General features: G+C 44.0%; 16 protein-coding genes. 12 read left to right on the top strand and 4 right to left on the bottom strand.

The features are described 5' to 3' along the window. Positions 1–6 precede the first annotated feature (6 nt). Entirely contained in the window at positions 7–1,743 is a 1,737-nt protein-coding gene (locus tag KYS23_RS00400; protein ID WP_159528736.1) for a sensor histidine kinase, read from the bottom strand. Positions 1,744–1,945: 202 nt separating this feature from the next. On the opposite strand from KYS23_RS00400, the gene phoB reads away from it, so the two are divergent. The 12 genes from phoB (at position 1,946) to KYS23_RS00460 (ending at position 18,077) form a co-directional block, all read left to right on the top strand. Further along, complete coding sequence (gene phoB, locus KYS23_RS00405) at positions 1,946–2,635, top strand: phosphate regulon transcriptional regulator PhoB (protein ID WP_013785421.1); 690 nt, start codon at positions 1,946–1,948, stop codon at positions 2,633–2,635. 73 nt (positions 2,636–2,708) lie between these two features. After that, entirely contained in the window at positions 2,709–4,010 is a 1,302-nt protein-coding gene (gene phoR / locus KYS23_RS00410; protein WP_218396255.1) for a phosphate regulon sensor histidine kinase PhoR, read from the top strand. Further along, on the top strand, positions 4,011–4,973 hold the full coding sequence (locus tag KYS23_RS00415) for a PstS family phosphate ABC transporter substrate-binding protein (RefSeq protein WP_159528740.1): 963 nt from the start codon (positions 4,011–4,013) through the stop codon (positions 4,971–4,973). A gap of 25 nt (positions 4,974–4,998) precedes the next feature. After that, positions 4,999–5,808, top strand: a complete 810-nt coding sequence (locus tag KYS23_RS20880; RefSeq protein WP_159528742.1) for a prolyl hydroxylase family protein — start codon at positions 4,999–5,001, stop codon at positions 5,806–5,808. Between the two features lie 208 nt (positions 5,809–6,016). After that, on the top strand, positions 6,017–10,090 hold the full coding sequence (locus KYS23_RS00425; RefSeq protein WP_159528744.1) for a hypothetical protein: 4,074 nt from the start codon (positions 6,017–6,019) through the stop codon (positions 10,088–10,090). A 95-nt stretch (positions 10,091–10,185) separates the two neighbouring features. Beyond that, positions 10,186–12,882 carry a TonB-dependent receptor domain-containing protein gene (locus KYS23_RS00430; protein WP_218396252.1) on the top strand — a complete coding sequence of 899 codons (2,697 nt, stop codon included), beginning with the start codon at positions 10,186–10,188 and terminating at the stop codon, positions 12,880–12,882. A 155-nt stretch (positions 12,883–13,037) separates the two neighbouring features. Further along, a complete protein-coding gene (locus KYS23_RS00435; RefSeq protein WP_057793840.1) occupies positions 13,038–13,796 on the top strand; it encodes a DUF3450 domain-containing protein in 759 nt (252 codons plus the stop codon). Positions 13,797–13,809: 13 nt separating this feature from the next. Beyond that, positions 13,810–15,177, top strand: coding sequence for a MotA/TolQ/ExbB proton channel family protein (locus tag KYS23_RS00440; protein WP_159528748.1), 1,368 nt, complete (start codon positions 13,810–13,812; stop codon positions 15,175–15,177). A 2-nt stretch (positions 15,178–15,179) separates the two neighbouring features. Beyond that, on the top strand, positions 15,180–15,698 hold the full coding sequence (locus tag KYS23_RS00445) for a MotA/TolQ/ExbB proton channel family protein (RefSeq protein ID WP_159528750.1): 519 nt from the start codon (positions 15,180–15,182) through the stop codon (positions 15,696–15,698). 29 nt (positions 15,699–15,727) lie between these two features. Further along, positions 15,728–16,135 carry an ExbD/TolR family protein gene (locus KYS23_RS00450; RefSeq protein ID WP_013785412.1) on the top strand — a complete coding sequence of 136 codons (408 nt, stop codon included), beginning with the start codon at positions 15,728–15,730 and terminating at the stop codon, positions 16,133–16,135. Between the two features lie 3 nt (positions 16,136–16,138). After that, complete coding sequence (locus KYS23_RS00455) at positions 16,139–16,747, top strand: energy transducer TonB (RefSeq protein WP_159528752.1); 609 nt, start codon at positions 16,139–16,141, stop codon at positions 16,745–16,747. A gap of 4 nt (positions 16,748–16,751) precedes the next feature. Further along, positions 16,752–18,077 (top strand): tetratricopeptide repeat protein, encoded by a 1,326-nt coding sequence (locus KYS23_RS00460; protein ID WP_218417882.1) that lies wholly within the window; start codon positions 16,752–16,754, stop codon positions 18,075–18,077. 200 nt (positions 18,078–18,277) lie between these two features. Here KYS23_RS00460 and KYS23_RS00465 read toward each other — a convergent pair whose 3' ends face one another. From KYS23_RS00465 to KYS23_RS00475, 3 genes are all read right to left on the bottom strand, one after another. After that, positions 18,278–18,859 carry an acyloxyacyl hydrolase gene (locus tag KYS23_RS00465; protein ID WP_159528756.1) on the bottom strand — a complete coding sequence of 194 codons (582 nt, stop codon included), beginning with the start codon at positions 18,857–18,859 and terminating at the stop codon, positions 18,278–18,280. Between the two features lie 198 nt (positions 18,860–19,057). Next, a complete protein-coding gene (locus tag KYS23_RS00470; protein ID WP_159528758.1) occupies positions 19,058–20,161 on the bottom strand; it encodes a response regulator in 1,104 nt (367 codons plus the stop codon). After that, complete coding sequence (locus KYS23_RS00475; protein ID WP_232370569.1) at positions 20,154–23,477, bottom strand: hybrid sensor histidine kinase/response regulator; 3,324 nt, start codon at positions 23,475–23,477, stop codon at positions 20,154–20,156. Before KYS23_RS00475 ends, KYS23_RS00470 begins: the two co-directional genes overlap by 8 nt. Between the last annotated feature and the right edge of the window lie 65 nt (positions 23,478–23,542).

The raw sequence follows: 23,542 nt of genomic DNA on the forward strand, positions 1-23,542 counted from the left end.
TTTTTGTTAAGCAGGTTTACTCTTCATCGGAAAGCGAATGGTGTATTGAAGGCCCTCGCCAGGTTTGCTCTGCGCTTCAATGTGGCCAGACAAAGATTGAGTAACAAGATTGTACATAATGTGTGTGCCAAGTCCGCTGCCCCCTTCTCCCCGTTTAGTGGTAAAGAAGGCGTCAAACAACTTGTCTAAGTCATCATTGGACAAGCCTTTTCCGTTGTCACCGTAACGCATTTCTATGGTGTTGTTATCAGCACTCACATCTAGCGTAATTTTGCCATCGTTAGTGTCTTCAAAACCATGGACCAACGAATTTACAATCATGTTTGTTACAATTTGGGCAATGGCTCCTGGTGCACAGCGAATATAAAGATCTTCAGGACAATGTACCACAATGTCATGATTACTATGCTTGAAGCTTGGTTTAAGCGATTTAATGATGTCACGAATATAATCGTTAAGGTTTATCTCTCGCTCAGTTTCGCTGGTTTGATCCACCGCGACTTGTTTGAAGCTAGCGATAAGCTCAGACGCTCTATTTAAGTTAGTTAAGAGGAGATTCGCTGTTTGTTCTGCTTCATTAATGAAGTTTTCCATGTTTTTAGTCGTCAGGCTTTTTTCTTCAAAACCAGTTTTTAAGTTATCGAGTCGCTCTTGTAAAAAACTGGCTGCGGTGACACCAACACCCAGTGGCGTATTCACATCATGGGTAATCCCCGCGACCAAACCGCCAAGAGAGGCCATGCGCTCAGACTCTACCAATTGGTCTTTGGCGAGTTGTAAATTTCCCATTGAGTTCGCTAATTCCGTATTTCTTTTGCGAAGCTCGTCTTCTATGTATTGCCTGTTTTCGTTCTCTTGTCGAAGCTCTCTTTGGTTTGCGATAAGTTCGTCTTTTTGCTGTTCGAGGCTAAGCATAATTTGAGAGAGCGAAGATGTTTTCTTGGCAACTTCTTGCTCTAGAATAAGGTTCTGATCGTCTAGCTTTTTATTGGCATGTGACAGCTGATTTTGTGCACTAGTTAACTTGTTATTAGATACAATTAAATCGTCGATAACATTGTTGTACGATTCTTTAAGTTGCAGTAATTCATTATCGTCACTTATTTTTACTGAAAGCTTACTTTCTTCCGGATGAAGCGGGTCGAACCCTTCCATTTGATGGGTAATTTCAGCCAAGGGTTCCGACAGCATGGTGCGAAACGCGGTCATAAAAAGAAATACCAAGAAGGTCGTTTTTATTAACGCATTACCAATAAGAAAAAAGATCCCAATTTCGATGCGGCCAAAAATAGTATCGAAACTTGAGTATAGCGTGACATCGCCTACGGTTGATTCCCTGCCTGAAAATTTAAATATTAATGGAAAGCTATAGCTAAAAATACCACCTCGGTGGTCTTCTATAAGTTCTTCTTCAATGGGGGATCGAGCACGCTGAATACTTAATCCGTAGTCGGCAATTTGATTGCCATTTTCATCTCTAACTTGCACACCTTCAACAATAGGAAGCTCTAATAGCCCCTCTGCTATTGAGCTTGCTTGTTCGGTGTTCAATTCCCACAGGGCGCGGGTTAAGCTGGTTGAGAAGGTGTTTTTTAAAGTTTGTAATTCGTCTTCAACATGATCTTTGGTGCTTAAATACTCAGTGAAAATCTGTCCAACGGTAACAATAAGCGTAAGAATGAAGTATACAGAGAGCACTCGTGTCAGCAGTTTTCTTGATAACCCAGTTTTTACCGCCGCCATTGAACAACATTCCTCTGTCTACAATTTACTTGACCTTTATTGCCAAGAATATGCGTAAATGTATGAATAAACAAGCAACCTCTATGAAGAAAATATAACCTATCTTTGTAGAAAACTTGACACATTAATGTAATCGTTTTAATAAAAGTGTCACAGTGCACATTAATAATAGCGGCGTTTTGTGATGAGCAGGAAAATAATAATGTCTCGTACAGTTTTGGTGGTTGAGGACGAAGCGCCCATCCGTGAAATGCTTAAGTTTGTGTTAGAGCAATCTGGTTTTAATATTATTGAAGCCGAAGATTACGACATAGCACAAGAAAAAATATGTGAACCTTACCCAGATTTAATCTTACTCGATTGGATGCTACCTGGTGGAAGCGGCGTTCAATTGGCCAAGAGTTTAAAGCAACATGAGTTCACTCGTGATATCCCAGTGATCATGCTTACCGCAAGAGGCGAAGAAGAAGATAAAATTCGCGGTCTTGATGCGGGTGCTGACGATTACGTCACTAAACCGTTCTCACCTAAAGAGCTTATTGCTCGAATAAAAGCGGTGATGCGACGAGTAACGCCTACGTCAAATGAAGAGCCTATTGAATTTAATGGCTTGAAACTTGAGCCTGTGTCTCATCGCGTTATGGCCAACGAAGATCCGTTAGACATGGGTCCAACCGAGTTTAAACTTCTACACTTCTTCATGACCCATCCAGAGCGCGTTTATAGCCGTGAGCTATTACTCGACAATGTCTGGGGGACGAATGTATATGTGGAAGATAGAACGGTTGATGTGCATATCAGACGTTTACGCAAAGCTATCTCTCGTCATGGGCATGATGCTATGATTCAAACCGTGCGTGGAGCCGGTTACCGTTTCTCTACCAAACTCTAAATTCCCAGCGGATAAGAGACGCCGATAGCGTCTCTTCGCTCTCCGCGTTTCACTGTTTCAGGGCGCATTCACTATGTACTACCCGTTCTCATGGCTGAGAAGTACCCTTCGACTAGTGCTATACCTTTTGGTATTCGCGCTAATCGGTTGGTATATGAATGACATGTTATTTGCTGTAGCCATTGGCGCCACCTTGCTGCTTATCTTCAACTATTGGCATTTATACAAGCTTAATCGCTGGTTGTGGCATAGTCGTAAAATGTCACCGCCCACCGTGCGTGGTGTGTGGGAACATATTTACGAAGGCATTTATTACCTACAGCGCAGAAACAGAAATAAGCGTAAAGAGCTAGGTGAACTCGTGAAGCGATTTCGTGAGGGCTCTGAAGCCTTACCCGATGCCGCGGTAGTGGTGGATTCAAAAGCATGTATTATTTGGTGTAACCGCTTAGCTCGGCTGGATTTGGGCTTGAAGTGGCCACAGGATGCGGGCAGAAGGCTCGATAATTTACTACGTCACCCAGAGTTTATTCAGTACTTCCATGCTGGAAATTTCAAATATCCTATTGAAGTACCATCACCCACCAACCCGCATAAAACCTTTGAATATCGGGTTATGCCTTATGGTGACGAACACCTGTTGTTAATTGCGCGTGATATTACCCGTGTTTCTCAGTTAGAGGCCATGCGTAAAGATTTTGTCGCCAATGTGTCACATGAATTAAGAACGCCCCTTACGGTAATTAATGGGTATTTAGAAATTTTGCCGGTGGATGAGACTGCCGATCCTTTTATGCAAAAAGCCATGAAGGAGATGACGGCGCAAACTCATCGTATGCAAAATTTGATTGAAGATTTATTGGTGTTGTCTCGCATTGAAGCCAGCTCTGAACGCATTTACGAAAATGTGGTTAATATTCCCACGGTACTTTCTCAGATAGAGCGAGAAGCGCAGGCGCTGAATAAAGAAAAACAGCATCACATTGAGTTTCATATTGATACTGACCTTAAAGTTTTTGGGGTTGAAACCGAGCTGCGAAGTGCTTGTTCTAACTTAGTATTTAATGCCGTGCACTACACTCCACCTGGTGGTGAAATTCATGTATATTGGCGGCAGGATGAGGAAGGCGCAAAGTTCGCGGTGCACGATAATGGTGACGGTATTGAATCTAATCACCTGAATCGACTTACCGAGCGTTTTTACCGTGTCGATAAAGCACGGTCTCGCAAGACCGGTGGTTCCGGGTTAGGGTTGTCGATAGTGAAGCACGTACTTAGCCATCACAATTCACGTTTAGACATTGCGAGCACATTAGGTGACGGCAGCCAGTTTTCCTTTGTGCTGGATAAAGAGTTAATTGCGGAGCAAAGTTAAATGCGAATAAAGCAATTCATCGCCTTGTGCAATGTGGCTGTATTGCTTCTTGTATCAGGCTCGGTGAGGGCTGAAACTGCCCATGAGCTAGAATACGAACGCCAACCTGGGGTGGCAGGAAAGATCACTTCGGTAGGTTCAGACACCCTCGCGAATTTAATGACTTTTTGGTCGCAAGAGTTCAAAGCTCTCTATCCGCAGGTGGGTTTCCAAATTCAAGCTTCGGGGTCTTCTACTGCGCCCCCTGCGCTTATTGAAGGTACAGCCACTATCGGTCCAATGAGCCGAGAATTAAAGCCTAGTGAAATTCGAGATTTTACCCGCAAGCACGGTTATCCGCCTTTAGTCCTTAAGGTCGCGATGGATGCCATCGCTATTTTTGTGGAACGCAGAAACCCATTGCAAGGGCTTACCCTAAATCAAGTTGATTCTATTTTCTCCCAAACACAATTTTGTGGTGGGGATGGACCAATCAATAAATGGTCGGAGTTAGGCATTGATGCTAATGGATATCGCGCCCCAATTCGCTTGTACGGGCGAAACTCGGTATCAGGAACCTATGGGCTATTTAAAATTATAGCCATGTGTGACGGTGATTTTAGAAATACGGTAAACGAGCAGCCAGGGTCGGCTTCAGTGGTACTTTCTGTTGCGTCAGGCAAAGGCGCCATGGGTTATGCGGCCTATGGTTATAAAACCGCAGGGGTGCGGGCGCTGCCGTTAGGTGAAACTAAAGATTCGTTAGTGCCACTTACCATAGATAACGTACGCAGTGAGTCTTATCCGTTCTCTCGCTTCTTGTATTTGGTGATAAACAAAAAGCCTGGTGAGCCGCTGCCTACGCTTGAAAGGGAGTTCTTGCGATATATTTTATCTGAACAAGGGCAAGAACAAGTATCCCGTGATGGGTACTTTCCTATTCGGGAAGATATGCTGCTACGACAGCGTAGGTTGGTTGATTAGTTAGCGCAAAAGCAGGTGTATAATTGTGGAGCACGTTTCATCACGCTGGAAAACATGGGTAGTAAAAAACCTTTTAGCTGGCACGGCACCGCCTGTGATTGCTGAACAGTTGACCCTAAATGGGTTTGATGCAGAAACAATTCGCACGCTTTTAGCCAGTAATTTACCAGCAAACTATGTTTTTGATCGGGATGTAGAATTTTATCGCAAGCTCGCATATCCCACTTTTTTACATCAGCCTTCAATTAACAATGTGGCCTGTTTGTACGATGAAAAGGTAGTTCAGCTTTATCGCGTTGATAACTTTTTATCTGCGCAGGAGTGCCAGGATGTCATTAGTCTTTCCTCAAGTAAGCTTACTCCTTCAAAACTGACTGGTGCACCTTCCGCTAAGGGGATCAGAACTTCTTCAACCTGCGAACTCGCTTTCATGGATAGTGCATTAGTTACCTCTATAGATAGCCGCATTGTCAGCTTCTTAGGTTTGGGCATAGGAGAAAAAGAGGTGATTCAAGCGCAACATTATGAGGAGGGGCAATATTTTAAACCGCATTTTGATTTCTTCCCACCAGGCACTCCACAGTATCTAGAACATGCAAAAAAAAGGGGCCAGCGGACATGGACTTGCATGATTTATTTAGACGATAGCTTGGAGGGGGGGCATACTCACTTTACAAAAATCGGCGTGTCGGTAAAGCCCTGCCGAGGCGCAGCACTGATATGGAATAATTTGACCCAAACAGGCACGCCTAATTTTAATACTATGCATTATGCCGAACCGGTGACCGCGGGTAATAAAAACGTCATAACTAAGTGGTTTCGAGATAGAAACTAGTCCTTCTAACAATATAAATCAGTTGCTGTAACACTCAAACTTCACTCTAACCCATTAAAAAACAACACAATCTATAAGCCATGAAAGGCGACTTACAAAAGTTCCAAATATTTCCATCTTAATGTACATTTGTAACAAAAATGTCACCCTTCTCATTTAATCTCTACCGGACTTTGAAATTCAATCTAAGATCTAACTGGAGAATTTAATGGAAATTCGTAATGTTTTTAAGATCAGTGCAATCACGACAGCACTTATTCTTGCAGGTTGCGGTGGCGATATAAATATTAATGAAGGTGACGAAGTTGTTGCAGCTCCAACGACTCCTACCACGCCGACTACCCCAACTACGCCAACTACCCCTGATGTTGATACGCCATTTTCATTAGGCTTGGCGACTGATGCATCAAGCGAATTCTCTACAATTACTGACAAGCCTGTTTATCGCTTAAACGACGACTTAGTGTTAACGCAAGACATGACGTTAACGAATGATGCACACTGGATCATTAAGGGTCGTACGGCAGTTGGTAACGACAACGCGGATTCAACAGTACTTACCATTGAAGAAGGTACAACAGTTATCGGTGAAGACGGTGACGACTTCTTAGTAGTACGCCGTGGTTCACAAATTGAAGCGTCTGGTTCATCTTCAGCGCCAATTGTAATGACATCTATCCAAGACGTTACTGGTGAAGAAACATCAATTGGTCAATGGGGTGGTGTGGTATTACTAGGTAATGCACCCACTAACCTTTGTAACACAGGTGACGATGACCAGACGTCTGACGACGAACTAGCGTCTTGTGGTGTGTCTGCGGAAGGTGATGCTGGCCTATACGGCGGAAACGACGCAGAAGATGATTCTGGTACACTAGAATATGTGGTTGTTAAGCATGCTGGTAAAGCCTTGGCGTCTGGTGATGAACTAAACGGTATTTCATTTGCTGGTATCGGTTCTGAAACGACAGTTAATCACATTCAAGTTCACCAAAACCTTGATGACGGTATCGAGTTTTTCGGTGGTACGGTTAGCGTAAGCAATGTAGTGCTAACTGACATTGGTGACGATTCTCTAGATTGGTCTTTTGGCTGGACGGGTAGTGCAACCAACGTTTACATTCAGCAATCTGCAGACAGTGGCGACAATGCCATTGAAGCGGATAACAACGAAGATAACCCTTCTTGGTTACCACTTACCAAACCGACTGTTTCTAACGTCACGATTGTAAGTGCTGACAAGACTAACGGTGTGCGGTTACGTAACGGTACAGCAGGGGTGCTATCTAATGTAGTCGTTACCGGCTCTACATTAGCGGCTAACTGTCTGCGCGTAAATGGCGACGAGTCTATTGCGAATGCAGAGTCTGGTGAGCTTTCAATCACTAACTCTGTAGTTGCTTGTGAAACCCCAGCAAACAACTTCGGTTCAGATGAAATTGGTGGCGATTCTACGCAAGCGTGGTTCGAAGGCCAAACCGGCAATAGTGTACTAACACCTTCTGAACTTCTTTTTGAAGATAACGGGTATTTCCCTACGTCAGCTTCGCCTTTAGCAAACAGTGGAAACTACATTGGCGCATTTGACCCTGCTGGTGAAGACTGGACTACAGGCTGGACGGTTGGTGTAAACGGTGGATTCCCAACTGATATTCAGACTGCTTTCGAGCAAGGTCTTGCGACAGATGTTTCAGCTAACTTCCCAGAATTAACTGACAAGCCAGTTTATGAACTTGCTGAAGATACAACACTAACCAGTGATGTAACGTTAACTAACGATGCTTACTGGTTAATTAAAGGTCGTTTAGCTGTTGGTAACGATAACGCAGACAACGCGGTACTTTACATTGAACAAGGCACAACCGTTTTCGGTGAAGAAGGCGATGACTTCTTAGTAGTGCGTCGTGGCTCTCAAATTGAAGCTGCAGGTACGGCCAACGCGCCAATTACCTTTACGTCGGTTCAAGACTTAACAGGTCAAGAAACGTCTATTGGTCAATGGGGTGGTTTGGTACTTCTTGGTAATGCACCTACTAACCTATGTAACACGGGTGACGATTCAGATACTTCTGACGCTGAATTAGCAGCATGTGGTGTAGCAGCGGAAGGTGATGCAGGGCTTTACGGTGGTGCAGATGCTGAAGATAACTCAGGTACGCTTCGCTATATTGTCGTTAAGCACGCAGGTCGCGCATTAGCGGCAGGAGATGAATTAAACGGTATTTCATTTGCAGGTATTGGTTCTGGTACTGAAGTTGAATTTATTCAAGTTCACCAAAACCTTGATGACGGCGTTGAATTCTTCGGTGGTACAGTAAGCGTTCGTAACATTGTGTTGACTGATATTGGCGATGACTCACTTGACTGGTCATTTGGTTGGACTGGTAACGCACAAAATGTTTATATCCAGCAATCGGCTGCAGGTGGCGACAACGCTATCGAAGCGGATAACAACGAAGATAACCCTGCGTGGTTGCCGCTTACTAGCCCAACTATCTCGAACGTAACTATTGTTGGTGCCGATGATACAAACGGTGTGCGTCTACGTAACGGTACCGCAGGTGCAGTACGTAACTTAGTCGTCACTGGCGGCGTAGACTATAAAAACTGCTTACGAGTTAACGGTGCTGAGTCTATCGCCAACGCAGAATCGGGTGCGCTTTCAGTAGAAAACTCAATGGTTGCGTGTGAAACCGCTAACAATTTCGGTTCTGACGAAATTGGTGGCGAAACGACACAAGCATGGTTTACTGGCCAAACTGGAAACAGTGTACAAACGGCTGACGCACTGATGCTTTCTACCGATGGCTTCACACCTCGTTCTGGTTCTCCATTGCTTGGCGCTGGCGTTGATATGTCTGCAGACAGTGATTTCTTCACATCAACTGACTACATCGGTGCATTTGACGGCGAAAACAACTGGATGGACGGTTGGACTGTTGCAGTAAACGACTCAATTCCTTCTGATGTGACTAACGCATTTGAGCAAGGATTGGCCACTGACGTTTCAGGCAGCTTTGCCGCGATTACTGATAAGCCAGTGTATCAGCTAGCTGCTGATACTATCTTTACCGCAGACGTTTCTTTAACCAACGATGCTCATTGGTTGATTAAAGGCCGCACAGCTGTAGGTAACGATAACGCTGATAACGCTACGCTTTATATCCAACGCGGTACTACCGTATTTGGTGAAGATGGCGACGATTTCTTAGTAGTACGCCGCGGTTCGAAAATGGAAGCGTCTGGTACTGCAACATTGCCTATCACTTTCACTTCATCTGAAGATATGACGGGTGGCGAAACCACTATCGGTCAATGGGGTGGTCTAGTTATCTTAGGTAATGCACCTACTAACTTGTGTAACACAGGCGACGACGACGCAACCTCAGATGCGGAATTAGCATCATGTGGTGTATCTGCTGAAGGTGATGCTGGTCTATACGGCGGCGCTGATGCAGAAGATAGCTCTGGTACTTTCCGCTACGTTATTGTTAAGCATGCAGGTAAAGCACTTGCTGCTGGTGATGAACTAAACGGTATCTCATTTGCAGGTGTTGGTAGTGGTACAGAAGTAGACTTCATCCAAGTGCACGAAAACTTAGACGATGGTGTTGAGTTCTTTGGTGGCTCGGTAAACGTTAGTCACCTAGTTTTAACTGCCATTGGTGATGACTCACTAGATTGGTCTTTCGGTTGGACGGGTAAAGCACAGTACGTACTTATCAAGCAGGGCCTTAACGGCGGCGACAACGCATTTGAAGCTGACAATAACGAAGATAACCCTACTTGGACACCACTAACAACGCCTACTGTTTCTAACGTAACCATCATTGGTTCTACAGAAACCAACGGCGTACGTCTTCGCAACGGTACAGCAGGAACCATTAAGAACTTAGTAGTAACTGGCGGCGTTGATTACAAAAACTGTCTACGCGTTAATGGTGATGAATCAATTGCAAACGCAGCAGATGCTTCACTTACCGTTACCCACTCTACAGTGGCTTGTGAGTCTACAAGCGCATTTGGTTCTGACGTAATTGGTACGGCAACAACCCAAGAATGGTTTGAAGCACAAGACGGTAACACCGTTGTTGCAGATATTGACGCGCTAAGTTTCGATGATGCAACCGGTTATGTTCCAAGCAGTGATTCAGCGTTACTTGGTTCTGGTTTTGATGCGTCTACGCTAGATAGCTTCTTCGATAGCACCGATTATAAAGGTGCATTCGATGGCGAAGCTAACTGGACACTAGGCTGGGTAACTGTAGGTCTTGAAGACTAATTCACTTTCGTCATTCATTGAAGCTAAGGCGCTTGCGCGCCTTAGCTTTTGTGATGAAAGGTCTTCCTAACTACAGTCCCATAGGAGTTTCCATAATGAAAAATAATCAATCGTCAATATTCAAGTTAGGTAGTCTGACGCTTGCCATTTCTACTATTCTGGGTTCAAGCTTATTGTCTACCACGGCAATAGCGCAACAATCAGAAGATGAAGTGATTGAAGAAGTTGTTGCTACAGGTACCCGATTAAAAGGAACAGCAACAGCGGTAATGCAAGAACGTCAAAACCAAGCGTTTGTTGCCGATATCATGGGTGCAGATCAAATTGCACGTACCGGTGATGGTGATGCTGCGGCGGCACTTCGTCGTGTAACTGGATTGACATTGGTAGATGGCAAGTTCATCTACGTTCGTGGTTTGGGTGAACGTTACTCAAGCACACAATTAAATGGTATGACAGTACCGAGCCCTGACCCAACGCGTTCGGTGGTTCCGCTAGATTTATTCCCTTCAAGCATCATTGAAAGCTTGAACGTTCAAAAATCGTTTTCACCCAATATGCCTGGTCATTTTGGTGGTGGTAACGTTAATATTCGTACTAAATCTATTCCTACTGAATTTGTTTTCAGTGTGTCCGGTGGGGCAGGTTGGAATTCAGAAAACAGTAACGATGGTTTTTTCTACGACGGTGGCAGCGACGATTGGACTGGACGAGATGATGGCACACGTGCCTTACCGTCTATCATAGCATCGAACCTCGCGGCCTCTGGTTCAGACGGGTTTGAAGGTGATTCTTCACGCACGTTAGCGCAAACACAAGAAATCCTAAATTCATTCAATTGGGATATTGGCCCTGAAAGTAAGTCTGCCGAACCAGACTTCAATTTTGGCGCCACCTTGGGTAATCGTTACACGTTTGACGATGACAGTGTATTGGGTTTTCTTGCGACGGTTTCTTACAGTAACGAATGGTCAATAACCGAAGAGCAATTGGGTAATGATATTGGTGGCGGACAAGATAACCCCCGCTTTACTAAATATCGTGACATGATTTCTACCGAACAAAATGTTCGTTGGAGCGGCATGTTCAACGTGGGTTATGAGTTAAATAGCAACCACAAAATTGAACTTGTTAATATGATGCTGCATGACATGCGCGACCGCCTGCGCGACGGCGAATACTTCGACGACAGTGAAACAACGGTGGGCGTTGAAGAATTCAGTCGTATGGATATCATTTTCGAAGAACGTGAAATGGTATCGTCTCAGTTGAAAGGAACTCACAACTTCCTTGATATTGCTAACGGCGTATTCTTTGATTGGTATGCAGGTACGAGTCGTGCCTCACGTGAAGCGCCAGATATTATGGAAGTCACTTACCAGTTATTTTATGACGACGCAGGTGCGTTAGAGCTTGAACGTATTGATGATACTTCAGGGACTAACTTAAACCGTCAATATCAAAGCCTTCAAGATGAATCTGATACTTATGGTTTTAATGTCTCTACCCCCTTCTATGGAGACGGGTATGATATTGAAATTAAGGCGGGTTTCGACTATTACGAGAAAACTCGTGATGCCGTTAATATCGATTTAGCGATCCGTCATTTTGGTATCAATGATGAGTTTAAAGTGGGTAACCGTCTGTATGATATTTTCTCAGAAGAAAATATTAATAACCCAGACTTCTACGCAAGCTCAACCGGTAGCTCGTTATTCCAAGACAATACCGGTGAAGGTGATAAGTATTCTGCAGCAAGTAAGCTGACTGCCGGTTACTTGATGGTAGATGCCTTTATCGATAAGAAATGGCGTCTAAGTGGTGGTGCACGTTGGGAAGAGTTCCAGCAAATTTCAGTGCCTTATGTTGAACACTCGAATGAGTTTGCAGCAGAGACAGATGAAATTGTTGATAGTATTTACAACGAAGATGACATCCTACCTTCATTCGCGTTGACGTATATTGCTGATGATGAAATGCAGTATCGTTTCAACATCAGCCAAACGTTAATTCGTCCTGATTTACGTGATATCAGCACCACATTCTTTATCGATCCGCTTACCGAATTCCTTGTTCGTGGCTCACCATCTTTGGTAGAAACAGAGCTAATGAATATTGACGTTCGCTGGGAATGGTACATGTCTCAGGGGAATAACGTATCTGTCGCTTTATTCTATAAAGACATGGAAAACCCTATCGAGATGGTTCAGTTCGATGGTGGTGAGGGTGTACCTCAGTTGCTTACCGCTAACGGTGAAGAAGGTGAGTTGTACGGGCTTGAAGTCGAATTTTTACACGACCTTAGCTTCGTTAGCGATTCAATGAGCAACTTCTTCATATCCGGTAACATGACAGTATCGGATTCAGAAGTGACTATTGGCAGCGGTGATCAAGACTCTTTGTTCTCACAGCAAGCACGTGAAGCTTATGGCGGTACTATTACGGCAACCATTACTAACGACCAGCGTCGTTTAGTGGGCCATTCAGAGTGGGTTGCTAACCTTCAATTAGGTTGGGATTCAGACAATGGAGAGCACTCGGCTTCATTGGTGTATAACTCGTTTGGTGAACGTATTATTGCGCCAGGTGTTCGCGGATTTGAAGATGGTATTGAAAACCCTTTCCATTCTTTAGATTTTGTTTACACCTACTACCCTGACTTTAATACCACCGTAAAATTAAAGTTTCAAAATATCCTCAATGAGGATAAAGAAATTGAACAGGAGGGGCTACTGTTGCGCCGTGAATCAGTCGGCACAGGCATTAGCGCTAGCGTGAAGTACGACTTTTAATTTAGAAAGCCCGGAATTCTCCGGGCTTTTTATTGTGTGTTTGTCTACTGAATATGACGGTTATGTAATAAAACTGTCATGGAAAACTCCTATCCTACGCCCAGAATTTTATAGTCGGTAATCCCGATTTCTTTTAACTTTAAAGGTTTGAATGTATGAAGCTTATCAATTCTTTGCTTATAGCAGGCGCGCTTGTGGCGACACCTGTACTAGCACAAGACGATGAAGTACTAAATCCCGTTATCGATGAGGCGGCGAAAATTAATGAATCTGCTGCGAAGTCGCAGGAAAAAATCAACGGTATTACCGATCAGATTGACAGCAAACTTCAGCAATTCAAAACATTGATGAAAGAAATAGAAGGTTTGGAAGTTTATAACACCCAACTTCGTAAGCAAATTAGTAGCCAAGAACAAGAAATGGATGATTTGAACGCCGCTATCGATGAAGTATCGGTTGTTGAGCGTCAAATTACCCCGCTTATGATGCGAATGATTGACGGCATGGAGCAGTTCATTGCCCTAGACGTACCTTTTCTTCCTGAAGAACGTAAAAACCGCGTAATGGATTTAAAAGCCATGATGGACCGTGCAGATGTTGCCGCATCTGAAAAATTCCGTCGTGTAATGGAAGCGTACCAAGTTGAGATGGACTACGGTCGCACCATGGAAGCTTACAGTGGTTTGCATACTATTAATGGCCAAGAGCGTGACGTTGAGTTTTTACGCCTAGGTCGCACAGCGCTTATTTATCAAACTCGTGATGCTAGTTCACAAGGTGTTTGGAACAAGCAAACTCGCCAGTGGGAAGAGCTAGACAGCAGCTACCGCACACAAATTACCAAAGGTCTGCGCATGGCGAAGAAGCAACTTGCCCCAGACTTATTAATGCTACCAGTGGCTATCACAGACTAAGAGGTTGATGAGAATGTTTAATTCAGTAAAACGTATCGCTTTTGGCCTAGTAGCCCTTAGCTTAAGCGCTGGTGCAGTAGCGCAGAACGACCGCGCAATGGACCTTGATGCACTGCTTAAGCAGCTAGAAGAAGGTCAATTTGCCCAGTCTGAGCAAAACAAACAACGTGAGCGCGATTTCGTTGCTCAACGTGCTGAGCAAGATCAAGTATTGCGTGACACCCGCGCTCGTCGCGACCAGATGTTGGCCCAATCAGAACAGCTTGAAACGCAATTCGAAGAAAATGAATTCAAATTGGCAGACCTTAACGGTGCATTGGACACTCGCTTAGGTTCATTAAAAGAATTGTTTGGTGTTCTTCAGCAGATTGCTGGCGACACGAAAAACAAATTTTATAACTCAATGATTTCAGCTCAAATCTCAGGTCGTTCAGACTTTTTGGATAAAATGGCACAAGACATGGGCTCAAGCTCAAAGCTTGCCTCTATCGAAGAAATTGAGCGTGTATGGTTTGAAATGCAACGTGAAATGACTGAGTCAGGTAAAGTCACTAAGTTCACAACCGATGTTGTTGAAGCTGGTGGCCAGAAAGTATCAAAAGAAGTGGTACGCGTAGGGCCTTTCGCATTAGTTGCTGACGGTAAATACCTTGAATACAACGGTGTGACTGGTACGGTTTCAGAACTTATCCGTCAGCCTGCTGACCGTTACAATAGCTCTGCTGCAGAGCTTCAAGAGTCGACTGGCGGTGAGTTAGTTCAGTTTGGTATAGACCCAACAGGTGGTTCAATTCTAGGTCTGCTTGTACAAGCGCCAAACCTTAAAGAGCGTGTTGAGCAGGGCGGCGTAGTAGGGTACATCATCCTTATCGTTGGTGCGTTCGGTTTGCTACTAGCCATTGAGCGTTTGATTACCTTGTCGCTTATTCGCATGAAAGTGAACAAGCAGCTTAAGAGCAAAGAAGTTAAAGCTAACAACCCACTTGGCCGTGTACTTAAAGTACGTGACGAGTATCCAAACGCTGACGTTGAAGCATTAGAGCTTCACCTTACTGAAGCTATCTTGGGCGAAGTGCCTAAGTTAGGGCGTAACCTTACTATCATCAAGATTATTTCAGTAGTGGCTCCGCTGATGGGTCTATTAGGTACCGTAACCGGTATGATTAATACTTTCCAAGCAATTACCTTGTTTGGCACAGGCGACCCGAAACTAATGGCGGGTGGTATTTCAACAGCACTAGTCACAACGGTTCTTGGCCTGGTAGTAGCTATTCCGATGACCCTGCTATACGCCATGCTAAATACACGTTCTAAGAACATTGTATACATTCTTCAAGAACAAGCGTCTGGCGTTATTGCAGAGCGCGCAGAGCGGAGCTAATCATGATCGAGTTTCTAGAAGCAATTCGCGATTTCACAGAAACAGGTGGCCAGGTTCTCTTGGTCATCGGTCTGCTGATATTCGTTATGTGGCTTTTGATCCTCGAGCGTGCCATGTATCTGATGGTTTGGCATAAACAAGCTAAGAAAGAGGCGGTGTCGATGTGGACTGCACGTCACGACCGCGCTTCTTGGATTGCACAACAAGTTCGTCAGAAAACGATTTCACAGTTAACTATGCGTCTTAACGGTAGCATCCCGATTATTCAGTCTTTGGTAGCGCTTTGTCCGCTACTTGGCTTGATGGGAACGGTAACCGGTATGATTGAAGTGTTCGATGTAATGGCTATTGCTGGTTCGGGTAATGCCCGCTCTATGGCATCAGGCGTATCGAAAGCCACTATCCCCACTATGGCGGGCATGGTTGGTGCACTTTCAGGCGTATTCGCCTCTACGTGGCTTAACCGTATGGTGAAATCTGAACGCACGCATCTTGAGGATGCATTGACTATTCAACGTTAATGCTACGGCATTAAGGTAAGGTAAAAATTATGAAGCAACATTTTCAAAACCTAGTTGATGAAGAAGAAGCAGCCATCGATATGACGCCCATGCTGGACGTTGTATTTATCATGTTGATTTTCTTTATCGTAACCGCATCCTTCGTAAAAGAAGCGGGTATTGATGTTAACCGTCCTGAAGCAGCCACTGCTGTTAAAAAAGACCGGGCTAACATTCTTATCGCTATCTCTGATAAAGGCGAAATTTGGATCAATAAGCGTCGCATTGATGAGCGTGCAGTACAGGCGAACATCGAGCGTCTTCACGCTGAAAATCCGCAGGGTACCGTTGTGATTCAAGCAGATAAAGAATCGACGACTGAAACTCTTATTAAAGTTATGGATGCCTCCCGTGCGGCAGGTGTTTTTGATGTTTCGATTGCAGCTCAAGAGCCATAAATCATGCCACGATATATAATCGCATTTGTTATATCCCTTGCGATCACGTTAGGCCTGTTCTTCTTGATGCAATCACTCATCAAGATGGGTGGCAGTGCGTTAACGGAACCGCCAAAGGGTAGTGTACTTGACTTTGTTAGGGTTAAGCAGGACGAACAGGTCGAGAAAAAAGATCGTAAGCCTAAGAAGCCACCTACGCCAGATCAGCCGCCACCACAAATGGAACAGCCTCAAATGGATTCACCTACTCCGGATGCTGAAGGGACGTCCATGGACTTCGGTGCAGATGTTGGTGATGATATTTCATTAGACGGTGGGTTAGCCCTTGAGTCTGGTGATGGCGAGTATTTACCCATTGTTAAGGTTGCGCCGGTCTATCCAAGACGTGCTTTACAACGTGGAATTGAAGGCTTTGTTATTGTTGAGTTTACGGTAACTAAGCAAGGCGCAGTACGAGACCCTATCGTGATAGAAGCCAACCCTGAAGGCATATTTGAACAAGCAGCAATGGATGCCGCAATGAAGTTTAAATATAAGCCTCGAGTGGTCAATGGCGAAGCCACGGAAGTGTCTGGTATTCAAAACCGTATTACCTTCCAGATAGACGGATAATGACATGAGAAAAAAACAAACGAATACATTGCTTAGTGCACTGGCGTTTGCAGTTGTTTGTGCAACTGTGTCTGTCCCTACTATGTTGGTTGCCGGTGATGCAGTTGCCCAGGAACAAAAAGCCAGTGATAAGAAAACCCGTCGTGTACCTACACTTCGCGGAAAGGTTTACGAGCAGTTAGCGCGAGCACAATCAGCCGCCGACGATGCGGGGAATGTAGAAGAAGCTGTTGCTATTCTTAAAGAGGTAGAAGATAAATCTGACTCGATGAATAGCTACGAAAAAGCCATGATGTATAACTTTTTCGGCTTTATTTACTACAACGATGAAAACTACGACAAAGCGTTGGAATCGTTTGAAAACGTGGTAAACCAGCAACCTATTCCTGAGAAGTTCGAAATGTCGACACTTTTCAGCTTAGCGCAGTTGCATTTGATGCAAGGTAACTACGATAAAACGATTGAGTTTATCGAACGCTGGGAAGTATTAAACGACGGTGTTATTCCACCTAAAAATAAGGTGTTAAAAGCACAGGCGTATTACCAGAACAAGCGTTACGATGATGCAGCTGATTGGATAACACAAGCCATTGAGGAACATGAAGCAGAAGGCATGTTGCCCGATGAAGCTTGGCTTATTCTTCAACGCGCGGTGTTCTATGAACTTAAGCAGCCTGCTAAAGTAAAAGATGTTTTGATCAAGCTAGTAAAGCTTTACAGCGAACCAAAATATTGGATACAACTGGCTGGTATGTACGGCGAGTTAGGCGAAGAGCGTAAGCAGCTTGCGATTATGGAAACGGCTTACCAGCAGGGTTTTGTAGCATCGCCTGCTGATATCTTTAACATGGCTCAATTGTATTACTATCACCGTGCTCCTTATAAAGGTGCATTGTTGATGGAACAAGCCATGAAAGAGGGCATGCTGGAAGAAAACCTTCGAAACCTTAAGTTTTTAGGCCAAAGCTGGACGCTAGCCAAAGAGCAAGACAAAGCGATTCCGGTGATGATGCAAGCAGCAGAATTATCAGAAGATGGTGAGTTAGACGCTCAGTTAGCGCAAATCTTACTTAATGAACAACGCTGGGACGACGCTATTGCAGCGGCAGATCGCGCCGTTGAAAAAGGTGAGATGCGTAACCCTGGCTTGGTGTATTTGATTAAAGGCATGGCCCTTTACAATCAAAAGCAGTACGCACTTGCACTTAATCAACTTGCTGAAGCTGAAAAGCATCAGAAAAGCCGTGCTATGGCGCAGCAGTGGAAACAGTTTGTTCAATCTGAAAAGAGACAAGCTGAAATCATTGAAACTGAGCTTGGTAATAGCTAAACATTATCTATAAACACAGTCGCTGCTTAAATAGCTAGCACGTTTAAACGTATTTTAAGTGCTAGCTATTAGCCGTTAAATTTGATGTAACACGTGACCTAATGCGTGTTGAGAGAACGCTGCAAGCTAAGTTAAACGAGCCTGCGGCGTTTTTGTTTGTGCCAACGTAATTAATAGCTCATTTAGCTGAGCTCTCCCCCTTAAAGACGTTGGCTAAAAGATAATGAAACAAAATCTAATCCAGGATTAGGCTTCTTAAACCCCGCGTTCGAGTAATGAAAATATCGCAACGACACGCGGTACTCTTGGTATTGTCCAAACGTCGTTGAAAATCCAATTCTATCTTCAAACTGATAATGGGTAGACACGTCTTTACCCGCAAATTGTGTATCGTCTAGCAACGACACCCCAATCCCAAGTTCTAAATCGATAGGTTTATTAAACACCGTGGTCAGTGGAAACCGTAAGATAGGTGAAAGGGCGAGTACGACATTTGAGTCGTACTGGTTATCGTCGCCATACTCCCAAAAGTTTGCGCTGGTTTCCATGGTTAAAGTCATAGGCCAACTTACGTTTAAAGGCTGGTCGATATTATATTGATAAGCTAATTTGATGCCATTTACAGCGCCTTCCCCGCGTATAAAGTCGATAGCATAGCCATGGGCGCTTTGTGTTTGCGTGGGCCATAGGCTAGTCGATTGGCTCTCGCTGCTACTAGCAGAAAGTGGGGTAAGTAATAGTGCGAGTAATGCCGTAAGTGTAACGATGTGTGTGTTAGTCATAGTGTGTTCCTCCAACGCCCTATATGAGGGAAGAACACGGGTAACCCAATTCTAAAAAAAGACGTGTTTTAATCGATTAAATATAACAATTTTATTCTGATAAGTTAGCGTAAATTAAACTAACACATGAACGCTAAAATTCGCGGTTTTACCGTAAACTTCTTCGCAAATAACGGCTTTCTCTTAATAGGGCCGCCTTTATAACGTTTTGGGGAGGAAGGCTTCTATTGACGGGAGTTCATTTCTAGTTTCAAGTTCATTCCAATAAACTTTTGTTTTCAACACTTCTTCTTTGATAGACAAAAAAGTGGACACTAATTCTGGGTCGAAGTGATTGCCTGATTCACCTTCGATGTAGGTAAATGCTTCTTCATCCGACCAGGCTTTTTTATAAGGGCGCTTCATCGTCAGGGCATCAAACACATCTGCAATTGCCACAATGCGCGCGCTTAATGGAATTTGTTCACTCTTCAATGAATAAGGGTATCCACTGCCATCCCATTTCTCATGATGATAGCGCGCAATTTCTGCCGCTAAGCTAAATAAAGGGGAATTACTGCGAGTTAATATTTCATACCCTATTGCCGCATGCGTACGCATCACTTCCATTTCATCAAAGGTAAGTCGCCTAGGGGCTTTTAAAATGCTATCAGGGATACCGATTTTCCCGGTGTCGTGCATTGGCGCGGCTTGTGCCAATAAAGAGGCTTTTTCGGGGGACCAACCAGAGGCTAACGCTAAGCATTGACAATAAGCGGCCATGCGCCAGATGTGATGACCGGTGTCATTATCGTTGTAATGCCCTGCTGCGGCCAACATGCTAATAGCGCTTTGCTGACTGAGAAGCAGCTCTTGGGTTCTGATTTTAACTTCTTGTTCAGTTACTCTCACTTGATGTGCTAACGAGATGTGAGTTTTTACTCTAGCAAGCACCAACGCAGGTGAGATAGGCTTTGTAATATAATCCACTGCACCTAATGCAAATCCTTTCTCTTCATCTTGACCTTGACCTAAAGCCGTAACAAAAATGATAGGCACCTTAGCGAGTCTTGGGGCAAGCTCGGGGGAAGTCTTAATTTGTTTGCATACCTCATGACCATCAATACCCGGCATCATAATATCGAGTAAGATAAGGTCTGGGGTGAATTGCTCTACGACTTTCAATGCGATATGCCCAGTGGGCGCTACTTTTACTTGATAATAGGGCGACAAAATTCCCTGCAATAAATCGATATTTGCTGGCTCGTCGTCAACGACTAGCACGCTGAATTCCGTTTTTTTCGACTTTTGGTTATCAGCCATTTAGCAGTGTATCCCTTAAACGTAAAAGTTCTTCTAGCGCTCGGCCGTAATCGTAAACACTGACAAGTTGCCTTGCATGGTTTAACGTATGTGCCGATGCTGATGATGCATGTTTATTGTAAAGCGCTGATAGCATAGACACCGCCTCGGCATCGTAAGATTCAAGGCTTGTGATCACCGCTGACAAATCTGAGATAGATAATGTCTCTTCTACTTCGTTTTCATCATACTCTATTGGCAATGAAAGCGTATGCGCAATAAGTCGAAGAGTGGCGTCTAAAGTGAAAGATATGTTGGATATTTTATGCGCATAATTGGTGTTTTTTTCAAAGCTGTTTGGCAGCCCTTCTAACGCGGAAACCAAGGTATTAGCACCTATTTTTCTAGCATCCTCCAATAGCGAGTTAATAGCATCATGCTTTGAATCATTCTCAATCATAATGTTAATAAGCTGCGCGAGTAACTCTGCATTTCCGTAATTAGAGTAAAATTCACCGAGGGAAGTGAGGTAGGGGTCGTTACTGTCATGCATGTTATTTAAATTGGCAGAAGTGTGAATATTGATGTCGATGACATGTAATATTTCAGCCGCGGTTGCGGGCTTTAACAAGTGCGCACACATACCAACGCTAGATGCTTCTTGTTTGTTCTCGCGACTATCATCCGCACTAAGTGCAATAATAGGGCAGTGCCAGCCATTTAAATTATTTAGTTCCTCAGCAACAGTGAATCCGCTCATATTTGGAAGAATGCAATCGAGCAGAACTACGTCGAAATCGTTGCTCTTACCCAGTGCTAAGGCTTGCTCTCCAGAGGTTGCTGTGGTTACTTTCAACCCCGCATCAAGTAAAATTTGTTGCGCAATTTCAAGACTTATACTGTCATCATCAACCAACAAGGCGTGCTTTCCAGCTAATCGTCGCTTACGCCATATCTTGCTTTCCAGTCCATCAGCGTGAGTTGGCGAAGTGGAGCTAGAGGTAGGGAATAACTCTCGTAAGATGTGAACGTCAGTAAAGGGTAACTCTATAATATTAAGCGTGTTGAGTTTAATAGGTTGTAATCGTCGCTTGGCTTCTTCAGTGTCGATAGGCGTTACAATACACACAAGGTTCAGATTTTCATATTCACCAAGTTTTACGTGGTTAACGAAGGTTTGCCATGCTGCAACCTGAGCCGGAAGTATCACAATTGCGTCGTGAGGCGTGACTGGGAAAGCGCCTGCATTTGGCTTAATAAATTTACAGGGTATGGCTAGTCGCGACAGTGTGTGTGCTAAAATATTATTCGCTTCATCCATATCATGGCTCGTATTCACACACAATAATGGGTGATTCAATTCCCGTATGGGCATGGCTTGCTTCAAATTTTTAGTGTCTATTTCACTAACCTTTCCATGACGCTTTTCATGAACCATACCCGGGAGGGTAAAACAAAATTGAGTTCCCTTGCCAAGCTCACTGGTAAATTCAAGTTCACCATGCATTAGCTCGACTAAGCGCTTACTAATCGCCAGGCCCAACCCAGTACCACCATATTCCCTTGAAATAGATGCATCGGCTTGTACGAAGGCGTTAAACAGTTTTTCTTTGTTGTCGTCATTAATACCAATACCTGTATCGCTTACACAAAAGGACAGAGCTTCAGCTTTTTGGTTGACAGTTAATTTAACGAATCCGTGACGAGTGAACTTGATTGCATTTCCCAATAAATTAACCAATACCTGATAAATCTTGTCGCTATCACCTTTACAGGTAACGTCTATGTCTAAGCGCATATCGAAAAGTAACTGCAAGTGCTTTTGGCGCGCTTTATGTTGAAACACTTGTGCGAGCTTGTTCATCATATCGGCAAGATTGAAATCAGCATGGTGTAATTCAATTTGTTGGGCTTCAACTCTGGAAAAATCTAAAATGCCGTTTATTAACGTAAGCAACGAGGTAGCGCTGCCTTTTACCTTAGTCATGTAACTTTGCTGCTGCGTGTAATTGTCGGTTTCAAGTGCTAAATGGGTTAAGCCAATGATGGCATTCATTGGAGTGCGAATTTCGTGGCTCATTGTGGCTAAAAAATCACCCTTGGCTTTGTTGGCATTAGCGGCTTCTTTGTAGGCATGTTGCAGCTGTCGCTCTAACCCTTTGCGGCCACTTATATCTCTAAACACACCTACGTGCCCGTTGGGTTCGCCCTGAATGTCTTCAAGGGGAACGGCAACAATTGAAATCGGAAAGATGCGTCCTCGCTTATCGGTAAAGAAGTCTTCATCAGAGTTGTAGGTTTTTCCCTCACAAATCGCATGATTTACGGGGCATTCATCTCGAGATAAAAGTGTGCCATCTTCTTTTTGATAATGAACAGCATTGTGGAACCTGTGGCTTTGTAAATCTTCTAATTCCCAGCCTAACAAGCGAGATGCTTCAGGGTTAAGAAATTGGGTTTTGCCTTTTGCATCTACGGCATATACGCCTTCACCGATGCTGTTGGTAATACTCTGATAGAACTGTCTACCGGACTCTAATCTTTCTTCCAACCTTTTCTGATTGGAAATATCTGTACACAGTACCACGAGGTTTTCAACACGGCCTTGGTCGTTAACGTTGGGCACAATGGTACAAAATACAAACCAAGGGGTACCGAATTTAGTAATACTTTGAAGCTCTCCGTGCCATATCTCACCTTTAAATAAGGACTGAAGAATGGCTAGGCGTGTGGGCAGGGGAACATTTTTAACATTGAGCATATCTGCATTGTTTCCAATAAGCTCGTCTCGACTAAATTCAGATAACTGACAACACTTATCATTAGCACTTAAGATAGTGCCGTTTAGGTCGAGAGTTACAACAATGCTGTGCTCATCCATAGCTCGCCTTTGGATCAGCATGTCGTTCTCTTTATGTTGCTGCTCAGTAATTAAGTCTAATACCAAGGTAGACAGCGACGTTAAGCTAGCAATATCGTCATCAATTTCGGGGCGCGCTTGCGCTGTTAATAATGTATTTACCGATTGAACAAGGTTGTCGGTTATGGCTGCTAATTCTTGAGGCGAAGTTTGCCCCTGAGCTATAGGTGGCCTATCCATATTATTTTGACGTGCATAACCGCCGCTTGTTGTCTTACCTTCTGCTTCAAGACCATGTTGGCGGTATGTATTGTCAATAGAGGCGAGCAATGCACTAAGGCCCGTGGTAAGGCGGGATGCATCATGGTTGTCTAATAAAGAGGTTTTATTAAGTATATCGTCTAACCAAAGTTCGCCTTCTTCGTTGTTTTCACAAGAAAAAGCAGCTTTGATTTGCTTGATTAAAAGGGAGTTCACAGCGTTGGGAGCAGACTTACGTTAGGCTTCATAGATTATGTATAGAATGAAAATGGTATTGCAGC

Origin of the sequence: Alteromonas lipotrueae (assembly GCF_019249255.1) — a bacterium.
Taxonomy (GTDB): domain Bacteria; phylum Pseudomonadota; class Gammaproteobacteria; order Enterobacterales; family Alteromonadaceae; genus Alteromonas; species Alteromonas lipotrueae.